Here is a 17575-nt window from a genome sequence, read left to right as displayed (position 1 = left end):
GAGTTACCGCAGATGTCTGAACTGAAACTCGGCGTACATTCGGAAACAGGGCAATTGCGGCAGGTGATCGTGTCGCCGCCCGGACTTGCCCACCGCCGCCTGACCCCCGAAAACTGCGCCGATCTACTGTTCGATGATGTGTTTTGGGTCAAGCAGGCGATCAAGGACCATGCCGTCTTTGCCGACATCATGCGCGGCGAGGGCATCGAGGTCCTGGATGCCATGGCGCTGCTCGCCGAGACGCTGGACATCAAGGAGGCGCGCACCTGGGTGCTCGACCACCGGATCACCCGCAATGATGTGGGCGTGGGGATGCGTGACGACCTGCGCGCCTGGATGGAGGCACTGCCGGGCGTGGAACTCGCCCGTTTTCTCGTTGGTGGGATCACCGTCGACGATCTTCCTTTCACCCCGTCGGGCATGTTCGGCAGCTATCTCGGCCTCAACGGCTTTGTTTTGCCACCGCTGCCCAATTTCATCTTCACGCGGGACAATTCCGCCTGGGTCTATGGCGGCGTCTCTCTGAACCCGATGTACTGGCCGGCACGGCGGCCCGAAACGCTGTTGATGGCCGCCGTTTATCGGTTCCACCCCAAGTTCGCAGATGCGCGTGTCTGGTTCGGCGATCCGACGCGCGAATTTGGCGCGGCTACGCTGGAAGGGGGCGATATCATGCCCATCGGCCATGGCGTCGTGATGGTCGGTATGGGCGAACGCTCGTCTCCGCAGGCGGTGGGTCAGTTGGCCGAGGCGTTGTTTCTGGGGGGTGACGTGACGCGCGTCATCGCCTGCCAGATGCCCCGGTCGCGGGCGGCAATGCATCTGGACACGGTATTCACCCATTGCGGCAACGATGTCGTGACGACGTTCAAGGAGGTGGCTGACGCGATCACCTGCTATGACCTGCGTCCCGGGTCGGCCGGTGCCGCGCTCGATATCCGGCGCGACGCCCGGCATCTTTTCGAAATCACCGCCGAGATATTGGGTTTCAAGAAACTGCATCTGGTCCCGACCGGCGGCAGCGATCTGGCCGAGCAGTCGCGCGAGCAGTGGAATGACGGCAACAACGTGCTGGCGCTGCGGCCCGGTGTTGTCATCGGCTATGACCGCAATGATGACACCAACGCCGCGCTGAAGGACGCCGGGATCGAAGTTCTGGCCATTCCCGGTGCCGAACTGGGCCGGGGCAGGGGTGGAAGCCATTGCATGAGCTGCCCCACCATCCGCGACGCAATCTGACAAAAGGAAACCCCATGTCCTACAATCTACGAAACCGCCATTTTCTTGCGCTGCGCGACTTCAGCCCGCAGGAAATCGGCTTTCTGCTGAAACTCTCCGCCGACCTGAAGGCGGCGAAATACGGTGGCTACGAAGTGCCGCGCCTGACCGGCAAGGAAATCGCGCTGATCTTTGAAAAGGACAGCACCCGCACGCGCGTCGGCTTCGAGGTGGCCGCCCACGATCAGGGCGCCCATGTCACCTATCTGGGGCCGTCGGGGTCGCATCTGGGCAAGAAGGAGACCGTGAAGGACACCGCCCGCGTGCTGGGCCGGGTCTATGACGCGATCGAATATCGCGGCTTCGGTCATCCCATCGTCGAGACGCTGGCGCAGTATGCCGGGGTGCCGGTCTATAACGGTCTGACGGACGAATTCCACCCCACGCAGATCCTCGCCGATTTCCTCACCATGTCAGAGCATTCCGACAAACCGCTGGGTCAGATTGCCTATGCGTTTCTGGGGGATGCGGGCAACAACATGGGCGACAGCCTGCTGATCGGCGGCGCCAAAATGGGTATGGACGTGCGTCTGTGCGGGCCAAAGGCCTGTTGGCCCGATCCAGCCATTCAGGACGAAGCGCACCGGATCGCAGAGACCACCGGCGCGCGCATCACCATCACCGAAGAGGTGGGCGAGGCGGTGAAAGGGGCCGATTTCATCTACACCGATGTCTGGCTGTCGATGGGTGAATCCAAGGACAAATGGGAAGAACGTATCCGCCAACTTCTGCCCTATCAGGTCAACTCGGACGTGATGGCGCAGACCGGCAATCCGCAGACCAAGTTCATGCACTGCCTGCCCGCCTTCCACAACGCCGAGACTGAGGTCGGTGCCGACATCGCAAAACATTTCGACATCACGGCGATGGAAGTGACCGAAGAGGTGTTCGAAAGCCCGGCCTCCATAGTCTTTGATCAGGCCGAGAACCGGCTACACACCATCAAGGCGATCCTTGTCGCCACATTGGCTAACTAGCCGTGCTGGTGGTCGCAGCGCTTGGCGGGAACGCCCTGCTGCAGCGGGGTCAACCCCTGACGGCAGACAATCAACGCGCCAACGTCCGGACTGCGTCCGCTGCGCTGGCAAATATCGTGCGCGCCGGGCACACACTGGTCGTGACCCACGGCAACGGTCCGCAGGTCGGGCTGCTGGCGCTTCAGGGGGCGGTGTACAAACCCGACGAGGCATTTCCTCTCGACGTGCTGGGTGCGGAAACCGTCGGCATGATCGGCTACATGATCGAGCAGGAACTGGAGAATGCGCTGGATCATGCGCTTCCGGTCGCCACGCTTCTGACGCAGGTTGTGGTCCACGCGGACGACCCCGCGTTTCAGGCGCCCAGCAAGTTCATCGGCCCGGTCTATTCCCGCGACGAGGCCGAAACACGCGCCACCGCCGCCGGTTGGAGCATCGCGCAGGACGGGGACAAATGGCGGCGCGTCGTGCCTTCGCCAAAGCCGCAGGACATTCCGGATCTGCGTGTGCTGCGCCTGCTGCTGGATCAGGGTGTGATCGTGATCTGCACCGGAGGCGGGGGCATTCCCGTGCTGCGCCTGCCCGACGGCAGCATGACCGGGATCGAGGCCGTGATCGACAAGGATGCCGCCAGCGCGCTGCTTGCGCAACGGCTCGGGGCGGATGCGCTGCTTCTGCTCACTGACGTGGATGCGGCCTACCGGGATTTCGGAACGGATGATGCGGCGCCCATCCGACATCTCACCCCGCCAGAGGCGCGGGCGCTCGACCTGGCGGCGGGCTCTATGGGCCCCAAGATGGCGGCAGCGGCCGATTTCGCGGAGGCAGGAGGCCTCGCTGGTATCGGTCAGCTTGAGGATGCGCTGGCGCTTCTGGATGGAACGGCCGGGACGCAGGTTCGTTCGTCACCCCCAAAATCATCAAAAGGAGATTCTCGATGAAACGTCTCGCCGACAAAGTCGCCCTGATCACCGGGGGCGCAGCTGGTATCGGTCTGGAAACCGCGCGGCTCTTTCTCAGCGAAGGTGCCAAGGTCGCGCTTGTCGACCTCAGGGAAAGTGATCTGTCGGATACCGCGAGGGATCTTGGAAATTCGGGCGATGTGCTGACAATCGCGGCCGACGTATCGTCGGTCGAGGATTGCGAACGATATGTCGCGCAGACCGTCGAGAAATTCGGACGCATCGACGTGTTCTTCAACAACGCCGGGATCGAGGGCAAGGTCGCGCCACTGATCGATCAGAAGATCAAGGATTTCGACCGCGTGATGGCAGTCAACGTGCGCGGCGCATTCCTTGGATTGCAGCATGTCTTGCCGGTGATGATCGGACGGAAATCGGGAAGCGTTATCAACATGTCGTCCATTGCGGGTCTCAAAGGCAGCCCAAACGTCGCGCCCTATATCACGTCGAAACATGCCGTAGTCGGCCTGACGCGCGCGGCTGCGATCGAGGCGGCGGGCCACAACGTGCGGGTCAATTCCGTGCATCCATCGCCGGTCAACACCCGGATGATGCGGTCGCTGGAGGAAGGCTTCAATCCCGGTCGCGGCGATGAAGTAAAGCAGCAGCTTTCCGATACGATCCCGCTGGGTCGCTATGGCGAAAGCCTCGATATCGCCAACCTCGTCCTCTTCCTCGCCTCCGACGATTCCGCGTTCATCACCGGAGCGCAATATCCCGTCGACGGGGGCATGGCGGCGGGCTGATCAGTCACGCCAATTCAGTCCTCAGTGCCTCTTGCTAACGCGTCGGTGTGTTGGCCGCAAACGCACCGACACCCAGCGCCGCATTCGTGCGCGCAATCGATGCGGCTCCGTCTGGCTCAGCTTGGGTTAGGGCACGGATCGCGTCGATGGTCTCGGGGATCACGATAGCCTGGTTGTCGACCATATAGGCATAGAACAACTCGTCGCCCTCTACCCTGAGCATGTCCTCCCACAGGGCCACCTCGTAGAGGCTGTCGTTGGGGCGCCCGAGATCGGCCATCATCTCCTTGACTGCGTTGATTGCACCCAGCCCGTCCGACATCCGGATCAGAGCAATGCGGGACGACGCGCAGAATGCGTCCAGCACCTCATCCTTTGATGCCTTGCGCGGCATCCTCACGGACCAGTAGTGCAAATGCGCAAGGGTCTGGGGCACCTTGACGGCCATCGTGATCACGTCAAGGTCGGGATCGACGCTTTGCGCATCGGGGCCTTGGTGGCTAGGGATTTCGGGTTCGGGAACGAGCGTGTTCATGATCCCGCCCAGATGGCTTTCCCATGGATCAGTGGCGCGCCGAAGCAGCGTTCCGCGCGCCGAGCCAAGCAGGCCGGACCGTTTGAGTGCGCTCAGCGTGCGGACGATCGAGGTCGTGTTGCAGGACACGACACGGGTGCTGTCGCGCCCGAGCGCCGTTTCATAATTCGCTTCGGCGACAAAGGAATGGCCCGTTACGCTGTGTTTTTCGCCGCCGTGAACGATGAAACGGATGCCTTTGTCGCGGTATGTTTCCACATTCTGAGCGGCGATCTTTTTCGGCGTGCAATCGATCACGATGTCGGCGGCGGCCAACAGATCGTCCAAGCCGCCGGCGAGGTTCAGGCCGGCCTTTTGTATCGCGGATTCCCGTTCCGGGTCTGCAGCGTAGAGGGCAAAGCCCTTGGTTGCCGGCATCCGGGCGCGCCAGTCGGCCACGACATCCGCCACGCCGATCAGGTCCATGTCGGCCTGCACGGCCACCGCGTCGGCTACGCGCTTGCCGATCACACCGTATCCGTTCACGGCGACCTTGATTTGCCCTTTGCCTGTCATCTTGCTCTCCCTATTTGTTTGCCGAGTGCCCTGATGTGGCAGTGGTGATCTGCCTCAGCGTCCGCGATGTAATTCCGCGTCAACGGAACGGTGTCGCGGCGTTTGGCCAACTGGAGCTGGAACACCATCAACCGGCCATGCCGGAATGCCATTTCGCAGACAGCCAGATAGAATTCCCAAATGCGGCAGAACCGTTCGTCGTAAAGCCTCCGCGCGGTCCCGCGCTCGGCTGCGAAGCGTTCGGACCAGTGCCGCAGGGTCTCTGCATAATGCAGGCGCAGGACCTCGACATCGGTGACCCAAAGCCCAGAACGTTCCGCCGCCGAGATCGTTTCGGACAGTGACGGAAGATAGCCACCGGGGAAAATGTATTTCCTGATCCACGCATCGCTGCCACCTTTGGGTGCCATCGTACCGATCGCATGTACAAGCGCGACTCCATCCGGCTTGAGAACCCTTCGGATCGTGCTGAAATAGTCATCAAATCCACTGCGGCCCACATGCTCGAACATGCCCACCGAAACGACACGGTCATACTGGCCTTTCTCTTGCCGGTAGTCGCGGAGTTTAAAGGCGACCTGTTCGGACAGGCCGGACTGCGTTGCGCTGGCGCGGGCGGCCACGATCTGTTCGGTAGACAGGCTCAGACCGGTCACGCGGGCCTGATGCTGTTGGGCAAGCTCCAGCGCCAAGCCCCCCCAGCCCGAGCCGATATCGAGAACGTCAAGGCCGGGCCGCAGCAGCAGCTTTGCAGCGATGTGTCGTTTCTTGAGGGCTTGCGCCTCGTCCAAAGTTTCATTGCCTGTGGCGAAGTAGGCGCATGAATACTGTCGGTCCGCGTCAAGAAAGAGGTCGTAGAGTTCGGTCGAGAGATCATAGTGGTGCGCCACGTTGCAGCGGGCCCGGTTGATCGGGTTGTGATGCAACCTGCGGCTCAAAAAAGCGTCCAGCCCTTGCCTGATCCGTTTCCCGGGCAAAGCGTCGACGGCGTCGAGGTCAGCCATGCAAATCGAAAGAAGGTCGCGCAGGCTGCCGGTCTCGATGCGGAGCGTTCCATCCATATAGGCCTCGCCAAGCGCCAGACTGGGGTTTGCAAGAAGTTGCGCAGGCAGCGCCTTGTCGGTCAATCGGACTGAAACGGCAGGGCCGTCACCGCCACCGAAACGCCAAGTCCCACAACAGGGGTCGATAACAGTCAGGTGACCGTTCCGAACCAGACGGCTGAGCAATTTGGCAAGTAACCACATCGCGGCCCTTCCGGGTCCAAGGCGTGGAAGCTGCTTCGCGCCGTCATGCAATTCAAACTGCTCATCAGGTGGGATTTCGCTGTTGGACATGATCGGTGCCTCCGCGTTTGTCTGAGTTTGGAAGGGGCATCGAACGACCCCGGCTCTCAAAAAGACGACCGGCGCTAGTGTTTGTTACAGCGCGCAGCCATATTGCGTCGGCACCTGAAAGCAGGAAAGCGCCGATTGGGCGTATCGGTCCAAGCGCTTTCGGTACACATTTGCCCGATTGCAGCCTATTGTTCGCCGAAGGACATGAGCCCACGACTTATCAAACGCGATCGTGATCATCTTTCGATTGCGGCTTCGGTCTCAGGCACGCGTGTAAGGCAGCAGCATTAAAGCTCCGAGGATCGCTCCGCGGTTCTGCGTGTTCTTCAGATTTCGCTTTCGTCCGCAAGGCCTTCGAGGCGGGCGCGGACCTTCTCTGCCGCGTCGCAATCGCAATCAAGAAAGCCGTGAACCGGGCAGGTCAGGCACATCTGCTGCAACCTTGTCTTCAATGCCTGCCTGCCCCGGTGAACGCGGACGTTGAGGTTGTTCAACGTGATCCCAAGGTCTTTGGCGACGTCCTCTCGCGGTTGTTCCTGAAGATCGACCCGCCAGATGACTTCGGCATATTCCGGTTTGAGCGTTGGCAACAACTTGTAGAGACAATTGCAGATAACCTCGTCCAGTTCTTCGTCAAAATCGTGATGGACGCCTTCCAGGTCGGTCGGGGCCATGACCACCTCCCTCTGTCGCTGTCGCGAAACCTTGCGGCCATGGTCCGCTATGGACGACGCAAGGATCTGACTGAGCCAGCCGCGAACGGCGCGCACATCACGAAGTTGCTCTGAGCGGTCGATGGCCCGCAGCATAAATGTTTGCAGGACATCCTCTGCCGCCTCTGGATCACCCAGTCGCCGACGCAGGAATTTCAAAATTTGATGTCTGCCTTCCACCAACGCGTGGCGAACGGCCGCGTCGGTGGATTTTGCAGCGACGTCGGACTGGTCAACTAAGGAAAATTTGTCGCCTTGGTCATTTTTCATCACACACCTCTGCAAAATACGACGCTCGTAAGTCGGATGCGTTACACCGTCTGCCACAAACGTCTGCGTTTCTTTCATTATACGTGCATCCTGGAACTCATAAAGCACAGGTCATCAGACGTTTGTCTTAATAACCAGTAAGGTTTCAGTCGCTGAAACGTCTGTTTGGTTCGTCCAATCACTGTCGCCAAGCCGCCGCACCGCAATTGTTGACACTTGCGACTGCGATCATCAACTACGAGAAAAACTTATCATTCTACACTGACTTGGCACGCCGGAAGATCTCCGCAATTCCAGCCGGTTCTGACCTGAAAAAAGGAAATCCCGATGTCGCCGACGACAATAACCAAGATCGTTCTGGCCATGCTCTTGTGGGCGGCGTGCTTTCCGCTGATCACGGCAGGGCTGCAATATTCGCCGCATTTGACCTTTGCGACACTGCGGGCAATTCTGGCTGCGGCCACCCTGGTGTTTGTTGCGGTGTGGCTGCAGCGGCCGTTTCCGCGTGGTTGGCGCACGTGGGTGACACTGGGTGTCGTCGGCCTTGGCGCGACCAGTCTGGGATTTCTCGGCATGTTTCATGCGGCAGAATTTGTATCTCCCGGGCTCGCCACGGTTATCGCCAACGCTCAGCCGCTGCTTGCGACAATGTTGGGCGTTGCATGGCTTGGAGAGCGACTGGCGAGGGTCGGTTGGGGTGGCCTATTGATCGGTTTCGCGGGAATACTTGTGATCGCCTTGCCACAATTGGGCGATGGAGCGCGAGACGGGACGGCCATCGGTTTTGCCTACATCGTTCTGGCTGCGGTTGGAGTGACTGTCAGCAACGTGGCGATCAAATCCATCGCAGGTCAGGTCGATGGACTTTTTGCAATGGGCTTTCAGATGCTGATCGGCAGCGTGCCTCTTGCCGTGGCGGCGCTTCTCCTTGAAGATCAGACGGCCATCCAATGGACATCTGTTTTCGTAATGTCGCTGTTGGGCTTGGCCTTGTTTGGCTCTGCACTGGTTTACTGGCTGTGGTTTTCGGTACTGGAGGAAGTGGAACTGAACCGGGCGATTGTGTTCAGCTTCCTGGTGCCGATATTCGGTCTCACCATCGGGGCACTGTTCTTTGGCGAGCGTCTTTCCGCCGTGCAGTTTTCCGGGATCGTATTGGTCATTGCGGGTATAGTTCTCGTCAATCTCAGCGGTAGAACGCAAAGCCAGAAAAGCGGAGCATAATAGGATATAATTCGCTAAATCAATAGATTGATGTGGCCTGGTGACTGTGGACAAGGTTGGTGAGAGGCTTCCTAGCAGAGGGGAAGAGTGGGTCTTGGCCTTCGATACGGCGGGACGGAGCATGGCGAATTTGATCTGTGTGAACGCCTGCAAGCATTGGACACGCTCGACGCGATGATCATGTCGACAACAGTGCAAATATCGGAAAATTAGGACAGGAATGTCATGGCATCGCTCGACACCGAAAAACCGAAGGTACCTGACACCTCGACGGAACGTGCGTTGCTCGATGGACGTGGCGCATTTCTGGGGTTCCTGATCAAACGGCTTGGCAACCGGGCGGATGCAGAGGATGTCCTGCAGGATTTCAGCATCCGCGTGCTGCAGCGCAAGGACCAACTCAGAGACGTCGAACGGATGGATGCCTGGCTCTATGCGATCCTGCGCTCCACGTTGAATGACCATTTCCGCAAAGGCACGCGCCGTGACCAACTGGCCGCGGCGGTGGCGCGCGAGCCGGAAGACTGGACCGCTGATGCGCCGACTCAGATGGCACGGCTCTGCACCTGTCATGGCGGTCTGATTTCCGAACTGCGCCCGGCGGATTCGGAACTGATCCGGCGCATCGACTTCGGCGAAGAAGACCGTGAGCATGTGGCGCGCGACCTTGGACTAACCCGCAACGCGCTTGGCGTTAGGCTACACCGGGCGCGCACGGCTCTGCGCGAGGCGCTGACAAATCATTGTGGCGCTTGCTGCCGGGATGACCGTGACGATTGCTATTGTCAGCCTGAGGGTTGCAAGAACGCCGAGCACGAAACCGATTGCGAAGCAGGGCAGCAGAATTCCTGATCGAAACGCGGTCGGTTCTGTAACGTTTTTCGCCAATCGACGTCTTCTTTTGTGACTACGCCTTGGGCCAGCACAGCAGGAGGACTGGGATCATGCCACGGGAGACGACGAATTTTCGTTCGGGAGCAACGGAACCGTCGCGGAATGCCGCCGTTCCGGAGTTCATGTCGCGGATGATATGCAATTGTGCAGAGGCCTCCGCGCATCCAGACGCCCCGATGGCATTGGCGTTGTTCCAGCGCATGGAAATCTTGAAGCAACCCCCGGAATTAGCGGCGCGCGCACTGGGCCTCAAGCCCGGTGATGCGGCCTACCTGTTGACCGGTCTGCGCGAGGATGTCGCAAAGAACCTCGCACTTGCGCTTCTTGCAGGGCGGCCATCCAGAGAAATCTATGAACAGAAGGAAGCCAACAATGAATAAGAGCTTGCGCCTTGCGACTGTGACGCCGGAGCAACTTACGGCACCTGAGACTAAACGGCCCTCCGCTGGTGCCAATGTGCCCTACGCTCAGGACGCCTTTGAACGCTGGGTGCTGTTCCTCGACACGTTACGCGAACGCGCCGACAACATGATCGCACATGAACGTCAGGGCATGCCGCCGCTTCTGGATTTCGACTATGAGCTTCTGCTGGATGCCCGCACTTTTGAACGGCCCGCCAATTATGCACTGCTCCGGATCACGCGGGCAGGCGAAGATTGCTGGGACGATTGCGTGGACGAGGCAAAGCCGCCGGTCATCGTCATTGATCCGCGCGCGGGACATGGGCCGGGTATCGGCGGCTTCAAGCATGACAGCGAAGTCGGCATGGCGATGCACGAGGGCCATCCGGTCTATTTCGTGATCTTCTTTCCAGAACCCATGCCCGGCCAGACGCTGGCTGACGTACACTATGCACTGCGTGACTTCGTCACCGAAGTCGCCCGCCGTCACCCGAACGCGGCACCCGTGCTCTACGGCAATTGTCAGGCCGGTTGGGCCGCCGCCCTGCTGGCCGCCGATTGCGACGGTCTGACCGGGCCCATCGTGTTGAACGGCTCTCCGCTCAGTTATTGGTCGGGCGACGCGGCCACCAGCCCGATGCGGATGCTCGGCGCGCTCTCGGGCGGATCCTGGGCGGCGCACATGATCGCCGATCTGGGCGACGGGCGGTTCGACGGCGCGTGGCTGGCGCAGAACTTCGAGACCCTGCAACCTGAAAAGGCGATCTGGGAGAAATACGCCAACCTCTTTTCCCATGCCGATACCGAACGTGAACGGTTCCTCGACTTCGAACGCTGGTGGAATGGCTACTATACGCTGAGCCGCGAGGAAATTCTCGGCATCACTCAGAACCTTTTCATCGGCAATCGACTGGAGCAGGGCGAGATGCAACTGGACGCGCATTGTACCATCGATCTGAAACGGATCCGCAACCCGATCATCGTCTTTGCCTCGGAGGGCGACAACATCACCCCGCCGCAGCAGGCGTTGGGCTGGATTGCCAAGCTATATCCTGACACCGATGCGCTCAAGGCTGCCGGACAGCGCATCGTCTACATGACGCACGAGACTGTCGGGCATCTGGGCATCTTCGTCTCCGGGTCCGTCGCGCGGCTTCAGCATCGGGCGATCCTGGAAAGCCTGGAGGCGGTCGAGGCGCTGGCGCCCGGGCTTTATGAGATGGTCATCGATAATCCTTCCGGGGGCGCAAAGCGCAAGACCGACGACTACGACGTGCGTTTCGAGCCGCGCGACGTCGACGATCTCGGTTTTGGGTCAGACCATGGAGCGCTGGCCCAGGTCGCGCAGATGTCACGGATCAACGAGGCGGCTTATTCGACATTTGTTAGCCCTTGGATCAAGGCCGCGACGTCCCCTGCCAGTGCCGAGATGCTGCGCGCCCTGCATCCGATGCGATGGACCAGAACGATGTTTTCCGAGCGTGTGAACCCTTGGATGGCGCTGGTGAAATCCACAGCCGACTCCGTGCGTGAGACGCGGGATCCTCTGCCGAAAGACCATCCCGCCATCCTTGCCGAACGCGCGTTGTTCGCGCGTACCGGCGAAAACCTCGGTGCCTTGCGCAAAGCGCGCGATGCATGGCTCACACATGTCTTTGGCGCGATGTACGGCAGTTTCCCCATCGCCACCACCACACAAGCGGGCCAACCGACCGCCATACCAAACAAGGAGTGAAGGATCATGGAATGGATTATCGAAAACTGGGTTCTGGTCCTCGTGATCGGCGGGATGGCTGCATTGCATCTCTTCGGGCATGGACACGGCGGGCATAAGCACGGCAAGACCGCGAAGCGTCAAACTGCACAGAAGAAGGTGCCGGACGCCTCCGCCGATACCCGGGTTCAATCGGAAGATGCCTGACTTCCCCGAATGCTGCGATCCCGTGGAGCTTTTGGACCTGTCCGGTCGCAAGGGCTTGGTCATCGGCATCGCGAATGAACGCAGTCTGGCGTGGCCCGCCGCTCTGCACTTCCGGCAGGCGGGTGCCGAGCTGGCCATCACTTATGTTAATGAGCGCACCAAGACCCACGTGACACCGTTGGCCGCGCGGCTTGAAGCGCCCATCGTCCTGCCTTGCGATGTGAAGGCGCCACAGGAACTCGATGCCGTTTTCGATGCCATCGCAGAACGCTGGGGAAAGCTGGATTTCATTCTTCATGCCATTGGCAGTGTGCCCCCCGCCGACCTGCACGGTCGTCTGACAGACTGCTCTGCCGCGGGGTTCTCGGAAGCGATGGCCGTTTCGGTTCATTCATTGATCCGTATGGCGCATCTTTCCGAACCGCTGATGACCGATGGTGGCAGCGTGATCACGCTGAGTTATCTCGGCGGCGAACGCGTGGTGGAAAACTACAACGTCATGGGGCCGGTCAAGGCGGCGCTCGAAGCCACGGTGCGCTATCTCGCGCATGAACTCGGGCCGTCAAACATCCGTGTCAACGCTATTTCGGCGGGTCCGGTGCTGACCCGTGCGGCATCGGGGCTGACCGGCTTTTCGGGCCTTCTAGAGGCGACCAAGCGCGCAGCACCCTTGCTGCGCAACATAGAAGCCGACGAGGTGGGCCGCACGGCGCTGCTTTTCGCTAGCGATTATACCAGCGGCATCACCGGCGAAGTATTGCATGTAGACGCGGGTGTTCACATCGAAAGCCCTGTTGTCGCATCCGAGATGAACGCCAATCGGGAGGATTCACAATGACCCATGCCGAAGACGACCCTGTTCCTGCAACCGCAAAGGAACGCCGCGATTTTCTCTATTATGCAACGGCATCCACAGGCGCAGTTGCCGTCGGGGCTGCGGTCTGGCCGTTGATTGACTCGATGAACCCCTCAGCCGACGTGACCGCCTCCGGTACGGTCAGGGTCGATCTGTCCGGCGTCGAACCGGGCCAGCGCATTACCGTCAAGTGGCGGGGGCGCCCGGTCTTCGTCTGGCGCCGGTCTGTTGCGGCTATCGAGGCGGCGCGCGCGGTCGAACTCGACGATCTTGTCGACACTGTCGACAGTGCGCGCGAGAACCCGAACCTGAGTGGCGACGTTCCCGCGCGAGACGAGAACCGAACGGCGGACGAAGCTGGTGAGTGGCTGATCGTTATCGGTGTCTGCACCCATCTCGGCTGTATACCGCTGGGTCAGGACGGATCCGCAGTCGGAGAATTCGGCGGCTGGTTCTGCCCATGTCACGGATCGCATTACGACACGTCGGGGCGGATACGGAAAGGACCAGCACCACGCAACCTTGACATCCCACCCTATGATTTGGGCGATGACCTGCAACTGGTGATCGGCACCTGATCGGTGCATCGACCCATTACTTGCGAAGGAGGCAACGACATGCAAACCAAGGATATTATGACGACGTCCGTGATCTCCGTCCCGCAGGACGGAAAAATCGAGGACGCCGTGCGACTGATGCTCGACCATCACGTCAGCGCGCTACCCGTCGTAGACGCGGACGGCGCCCTCAAGGGAGTGGTCAGCGAAGGAGACCTGATGCGGCGCGTCCGCGACACCGACGGCCCACGCCGATCCTGGTGGCTCGAACTGCTGGGCGGGTCGGGCGATTCCGCCCACGACTTTGTCAAGCTCAACAGCCACCATGTTACTGACGTGATGACCCGCGATGTCGTTTCGGTCGAGGAGGACACGGCGGTCGCCGAGATCGCGCGCCTTCTGGAAAAGCACCGGATCAAACGGGTGCCGATGCTGCGCGCGGGGCGCGTGGTCGGAATCGTCAGTCGGGCAAACTTGCTACATGCCTTGTCGGCAATTCCGGACGGGGCACTTTCCAAGCCCTCAAACGATGATCGGGTGCTGCGCGCCAAGATTGACGAGGCGCTCAAAGAGGTGCCCGGTGCAGCGGTCAATCTGGTTAACTACACAGTTGATAACGGCAATGTGGCGGTCTGGGGCGTTGCCGACAGCGATTTCGAAGAGAACGCCATTCGCGTCGCGGTGGAAAACGTGTCTGGTGTCCGCAGCGTCGACATCCATATGGGCCGACTTCCGGCTTGGTCCTACGGCATATGATCAATACTGTCGGCCAAGGCTCCGCACCATTTGCATGGCCTGCGGGCCGGAAAAGTTTCCTGCATGTTCGAAAGGCCCCGATGTGGTGCAGAAGATCACGGAGAAATGGCCTGCGGGGGAATCGGACCTCGCAGGTGTTTACACAAGTTTCGGCAGGGGAAGGATGCCTGGCATCGTCGCATAAACTGGTTGACCGGCTTGTCCTCTGCCGCATGGTACCGGTCGGTGGATCCTGCGGTTGCACTCTGGACTCCAGAAGGCACGAGGGTACCGGGTGCCGGAAAGCGGCGGGATGATGGCACCTGTGCCCGACCATTCCGCCGCCAGCGATGACCAGATTGAAATTGTTGGAGCCGGGCCCGCGGGCCTCGTCTGCGCGATAGTTCTGGCCAAGGCCAACCGCCGGGTCACGGTGCGTGAATGGCACAAGGATGTCGGTCACCGTTTCCATGACGATTTTCAGGGTCTGGAGAACTGGACCGACGCGCAGGACGTTCTGGACGAACTCGCTGCGGTCGGAATCGCCGCCGATCTCGATCATCGCGGTATCACCGAAGGCGTCGTCTTTGACAGCCGCGCCACGGCGCACCGGGTTCATGATTCAAAGCCCCTGTTCTATCTGTTGCGGCGGGGCAACGCCGTGGGGACGCTGGACCGCGCCCTGCTGGATCAGGCCCAAGCGGCCGGGGTCGAGGTGCGGTTCAATGATCGGGTCACGGCCACGGCGGGGAACATGATCCTGGCAGGCGGGCCGCGCCGTGCTGATATCATCGCGGTCGGCTACGTCTTTGACACGGCCATGCCCGATGGTGCCTGGCTTGCGTTCGGGCCGGAACTTGCCCCGAACGGCTACGCCTATCTACTCGTGAACGAAGGACGCGGAACGGTGGCGAGTTGCATCTTTACGGGGTTTCGCGATCAGGCGAAGCATCTTGCGGCGACGGTATCGTATTTCGAACGTCACGCCGGGCTGCAAATGCAGAATGCGCGCGGCTTCGGCGGTTTCGGAAATGTCAGATTGCCACGCACAGCGATGCAGGGCGGAAAACCGGTGATCGGCGAGCACGCGGGGTTTCAGGACGCGCTGGCAGGATTCGGGTTGCGCTATGCGATGCGAACGGGCCGGCTGGCGGCAGAGAGCCTGATACACGGAACCGACTACACCGAAGCCTGGCGGCAGAGTTTGGAACCGGGCCTGAGTGCCGGCGTGGTCAACCGGTTCATGTTCAACCGGACCGGCGCGCGCGGATTGGATTATCTGATCGGAAAACTCGGTGCCAACGACACCCGCTCGGTATTGGCGACGGCCTATCGGCTGTCGTTTACCAAGCGCCTCGTGCTGCCGCTCGCCCGGTTTCGCTATCGCGAACCTCTCAAAGACCGCAGTTGCGACCATGTCGCTTGCGATTGCGTCTGGTGCCAGCACGGTCTCCATGATCCGTCCGGTGTCTGACCGCCCTGGCCATCGCGCCACCATCGAGATCAAAGCAGGTTCTCGCGCCATCATATCAGGAAGCGGCGCACCAGTCGACGACCCTGACGTTGCTGCCAGATTCACGATGCGCTAAGCGGGAACCATGCGCGTCTTTGACAGAAATTTTATTCGGGCGGACGGTATCAGCCGCAAAGCAACGGGCGTCTCGCGGTCGAGCAAACATGCGCGCGCTGCGATGTGTGTGCCGGACCTCGGCGAGGGCGAGGGCACGTTCCGGCTTTTCGTCGAAGGCGATGTGCTTTTCGACGAGATGATCGCCGCGATTGAGCGCGCGACGCGCGATATCCGCATGGAGTCCTATATCTTTGCGGCCGACGAGGTCGGCGCGCGTTTCGTGGCCGCGCTCGCGGAAAAAGCGCGCGCCGGCCTTGACGTGCGGCTGCACCTCGACGCCTTCGGTGCCGGCCAGAGAAACTTTCGCAGGCTGCGACACGAATTGAAACAGGCCGGGGTCCGGTTCCGCTGGTTTCGCCCCTTCAGCCTGCTGCACCCGCTGAGATATCTGCAACGCAACCACCGCAAGCTTCTGGTCGTCGATGGCCGGGAAGCATTCCTGGGCGGTTTCAACATACGCCGACTGAACTCGCGCCGACTTCACGGCGAGACCCGTCAGCGAGACACCCATGTGCGCGTCGCGGGCCCGCTGGTGGAGCTCGCTGTCAGGCATTTCGAGCGACTCTGGCTTGACGCTGGCCAGCTTCCGGCAAGCGCGATTCCCGATGATACCAAGGGGATCGAGGGGTTGCTGGTGCCGAGCTACTCGCGCCTGTGCCGCAAGCGGCTTGCCTGTCTGCATGCGGGGCTGATCGAAATGGCGCAAACCCACGTTTATCTGACCTCACCATATTTCAGTCCTGGAACCGTGGTCGACCGCGCGCTTCAGGCCGCCGCCCGGCGCGGCGTGGACGCACGTTTGCTGGTCCCCCGCCGGAGCGATCCGCCGGTCGCCGGCTGGGCGACTCGGGCTGCATATGCGCACCTTCTGTCGGCGGGCGTGAGGGTCTATGAATACCTGCCGCGCCAACTGCATGCCAAGACTTCGGTCATCGACGCGGCTTGGTCGATCGTGGGCTCGGCAAACCTCGACTACCGAAGCCTGTTCATCAACCAGGAGCTCGTGTTGATCGCTCGGGATCGGACCCTGGCCGAGCAACTGCAGGCGCAGTATCTGGGCGACCTCGCAGAGGCCGCTGAAATCACCCAGCCGGCGTGGCACCGCCGCGGCTTGCGCGCGCGTGGCCTGGAGGCGATTGGCTGGGCCGCGCGACGACTGCTGTAGCTGTCAGAACCGCTCGACCCATGCCAGCCCGGATCGGGCGTCCCGGTCGGAGCTGCCAAACGACTGCCTCCGGCCTGCGAGACCGCCCGCATCCTCACACTGCAAACGCGCCAATGTCCGAATTCCTGTAATGCTGTCCGTCGAGCCGCGTCTATAGAACGAAGGCAACAAGAGGAGGTCCAGATGGACAGTCTTTCCAATACCCCGAAGCAAGCCAGCGCCGCCGAGAAATCGACCGGATGTTGCGGCGGCAAATCCGACGCGCAGGGCCAAGCCAAGCCCGAGCCGCGCGTCACGGAATCCGCCAAGGAGACGCCGGCCAAATCCGGCTGCTGCTGCGGCCACTGACACGACACCCCCGCGCGGGATCTGCGTCCCGCGCGAGCCACGGCACGGCGGCGCCGGATAGCAAGGCTCTTGCGGACCGGTCCCACCGGCGGCGAGGAGGGAACAAGCCATGATGCCTATCATCTATTTCACCGCAGTCGCGGCGATCCTTTTCCTGGCCCTGCGCATGACGTGCGGGGCATGTGTCATGGGCGCGGATACCGCGACGGGGCGCGCGCGCCTGCCACTTGTGCCGCTGGGCTGGGCGCTGAGCCTGTTTCTGGCGGTGACCTATCTGGTCTGCATCGCGTTCGATCTGATCTTTCCCGGCTATGCGATGTACCAGACCTGGTCCGGCCTGCTGCCAGGGTTCGTCTGGCTGACACCGCTTGGCTTCATCGTCGGTCTGGTCGAGAGCTTTCTCTATGGCTGGTATGCCGCGTTGATCTTCGGCGGGCTCTTCAACGCCATCGCGAATAGGGAGACTTAGGC

Annotated in this window: 19 protein-coding genes; 16 read left to right on the top strand and 3 right to left on the bottom strand. The window is 61.1% G+C overall.

The window, feature by feature from the left end; genetic code table 11:
- The first annotated feature begins 12 nt into the window (after positions 1-12).
- From ACSSV4_RS15450 to ACSSV4_RS15435, 4 genes are read left to right on the top strand one after another with little or no spacing between them, the layout of a single operon-like run.
- Positions 13-1239 carry an arginine deiminase gene (locus tag ACSSV4_RS15450; RefSeq protein WP_149789478.1) on the top strand — a complete coding sequence of 409 codons (1227 nt, stop codon included), beginning with the start codon at positions 13-15 and terminating at the stop codon, positions 1237-1239.
- A 14-nt stretch (positions 1240-1253) separates the two neighbouring features.
- Complete coding sequence (gene argF / locus ACSSV4_RS15445; RefSeq protein ID WP_149789477.1) at positions 1254-2255, top strand: ornithine carbamoyltransferase; 1002 nt, start codon at positions 1254-1256, stop codon at positions 2253-2255.
- Between the two features lie 2 nt (positions 2256-2257).
- On the top strand, positions 2258-3196 hold the full coding sequence (gene arcC / locus ACSSV4_RS15440) for a carbamate kinase (protein WP_051487981.1): 939 nt from the start codon (positions 2258-2260) through the stop codon (positions 3194-3196).
- Positions 3193-3963, top strand: a complete 771-nt coding sequence (locus tag ACSSV4_RS15435) for an SDR family NAD(P)-dependent oxidoreductase (protein ID WP_043847441.1) — start codon at positions 3193-3195, stop codon at positions 3961-3963. The genes arcC and ACSSV4_RS15435 overlap by 4 nt, the downstream gene beginning before the upstream one ends.
- A gap of 34 nt (positions 3964-3997) precedes the next feature.
- Here the strand turns inward: ACSSV4_RS15435 and ACSSV4_RS15430 are convergent, their stop codons facing one another.
- From ACSSV4_RS15430 to ACSSV4_RS15420, 3 genes are all read right to left on the bottom strand, one after another.
- Positions 3998-5053, bottom strand: coding sequence for a type II glyceraldehyde-3-phosphate dehydrogenase (locus ACSSV4_RS15430; protein WP_149789476.1), 1056 nt, complete (start codon positions 5051-5053; stop codon positions 3998-4000).
- Positions 5050-6390: a class I SAM-dependent methyltransferase gene (locus ACSSV4_RS15425; protein WP_454276002.1), complete on the bottom strand. Its 1341-nt coding sequence runs from the start codon at positions 6388-6390 to the stop codon at positions 5050-5052. The genes ACSSV4_RS15430 and ACSSV4_RS15425 overlap by 4 nt, the downstream gene beginning before the upstream one ends.
- Positions 6391-6716: 326 nt before the next feature.
- A complete protein-coding gene (locus ACSSV4_RS15420) occupies positions 6717-7451 on the bottom strand; it encodes an RNA polymerase sigma factor (protein WP_223228153.1) in 735 nt (244 codons plus the stop codon).
- Positions 7452-7700: 249 nt separating this feature from the next.
- On the opposite strand from ACSSV4_RS15420, the gene ACSSV4_RS15415 reads away from it, so the two are divergent.
- From ACSSV4_RS15415 to ACSSV4_RS15360, 12 genes are all read left to right on the top strand, one after another.
- Entirely contained in the window at positions 7701-8597 is an 897-nt protein-coding gene (locus ACSSV4_RS15415) for a DMT family transporter (RefSeq protein ID WP_017469163.1), read from the top strand.
- A 225-nt stretch (positions 8598-8822) separates the two neighbouring features.
- Complete coding sequence (locus ACSSV4_RS15410) at positions 8823-9449, top strand: RNA polymerase sigma factor (protein ID WP_185805117.1); 627 nt, start codon at positions 8823-8825, stop codon at positions 9447-9449.
- A 92-nt stretch (positions 9450-9541) separates the two neighbouring features.
- Positions 9542-9871: a hypothetical protein gene (locus tag ACSSV4_RS15405; protein ID WP_185805116.1), complete on the top strand. Its 330-nt coding sequence runs from the start codon at positions 9542-9544 to the stop codon at positions 9869-9871.
- Entirely contained in the window at positions 9864-11627 is a 1764-nt protein-coding gene (locus ACSSV4_RS15400) for a DUF3141 domain-containing protein (RefSeq protein ID WP_295039465.1), read from the top strand. Before ACSSV4_RS15405 ends, ACSSV4_RS15400 begins: the two co-directional genes overlap by 8 nt.
- A 6-nt stretch (positions 11628-11633) precedes the next feature.
- A complete protein-coding gene (locus ACSSV4_RS15395; RefSeq protein ID WP_017469950.1) occupies positions 11634-11813 on the top strand; it encodes a hypothetical protein in 180 nt (59 codons plus the stop codon).
- The gene (gene fabI / locus ACSSV4_RS15390) at positions 11806-12651 is read left to right on the top strand and encodes an enoyl-ACP reductase FabI (protein WP_185805115.1); all 846 of its coding nucleotides are present in this window, start codon (positions 11806-11808) and stop codon (positions 12649-12651) included. Before ACSSV4_RS15395 ends, fabI begins: the two co-directional genes overlap by 8 nt.
- On the top strand, positions 12648-13247 hold the full coding sequence (petA, locus tag ACSSV4_RS15385; RefSeq protein ID WP_185805114.1) for a ubiquinol-cytochrome c reductase iron-sulfur subunit: 600 nt from the start codon (positions 12648-12650) through the stop codon (positions 13245-13247). Before fabI ends, petA begins: the two co-directional genes overlap by 4 nt.
- Positions 13248-13286: 39 nt before the next feature.
- Complete coding sequence (locus tag ACSSV4_RS15380; protein WP_454276000.1) at positions 13287-13982, top strand: CBS domain-containing protein; 696 nt, start codon at positions 13287-13289, stop codon at positions 13980-13982.
- Between the two features lie 292 nt (positions 13983-14274).
- Positions 14275-15435 (top strand): NAD(P)/FAD-dependent oxidoreductase, encoded by a 1161-nt coding sequence (locus tag ACSSV4_RS15375; protein WP_454275999.1) that lies wholly within the window; start codon positions 14275-14277, stop codon positions 15433-15435.
- A 124-nt stretch (positions 15436-15559) separates the two neighbouring features.
- Entirely contained in the window at positions 15560-16756 is a 1197-nt protein-coding gene (locus ACSSV4_RS15370) for a phospholipase D-like domain-containing protein (RefSeq protein WP_223228152.1), read from the top strand.
- Between the two features lie 183 nt (positions 16757-16939).
- Complete coding sequence (locus ACSSV4_RS15365) at positions 16940-17104, top strand: hypothetical protein (RefSeq protein WP_157835932.1); 165 nt, start codon at positions 16940-16942, stop codon at positions 17102-17104.
- 109 nt (positions 17105-17213) lie between these two features.
- Positions 17214-17573, top strand: coding sequence for a DUF5676 family membrane protein (locus ACSSV4_RS15360; RefSeq protein WP_043847459.1), 360 nt, complete (start codon positions 17214-17216; stop codon positions 17571-17573).
- The last annotated feature ends 2 nt before the right edge of the window (positions 17574-17575 follow it).

This window comes from Roseovarius sp. MBR-154 (assembly GCF_053628595.1).
This window is presented reverse-complemented; position numbering and strand designations above follow the sequence as displayed.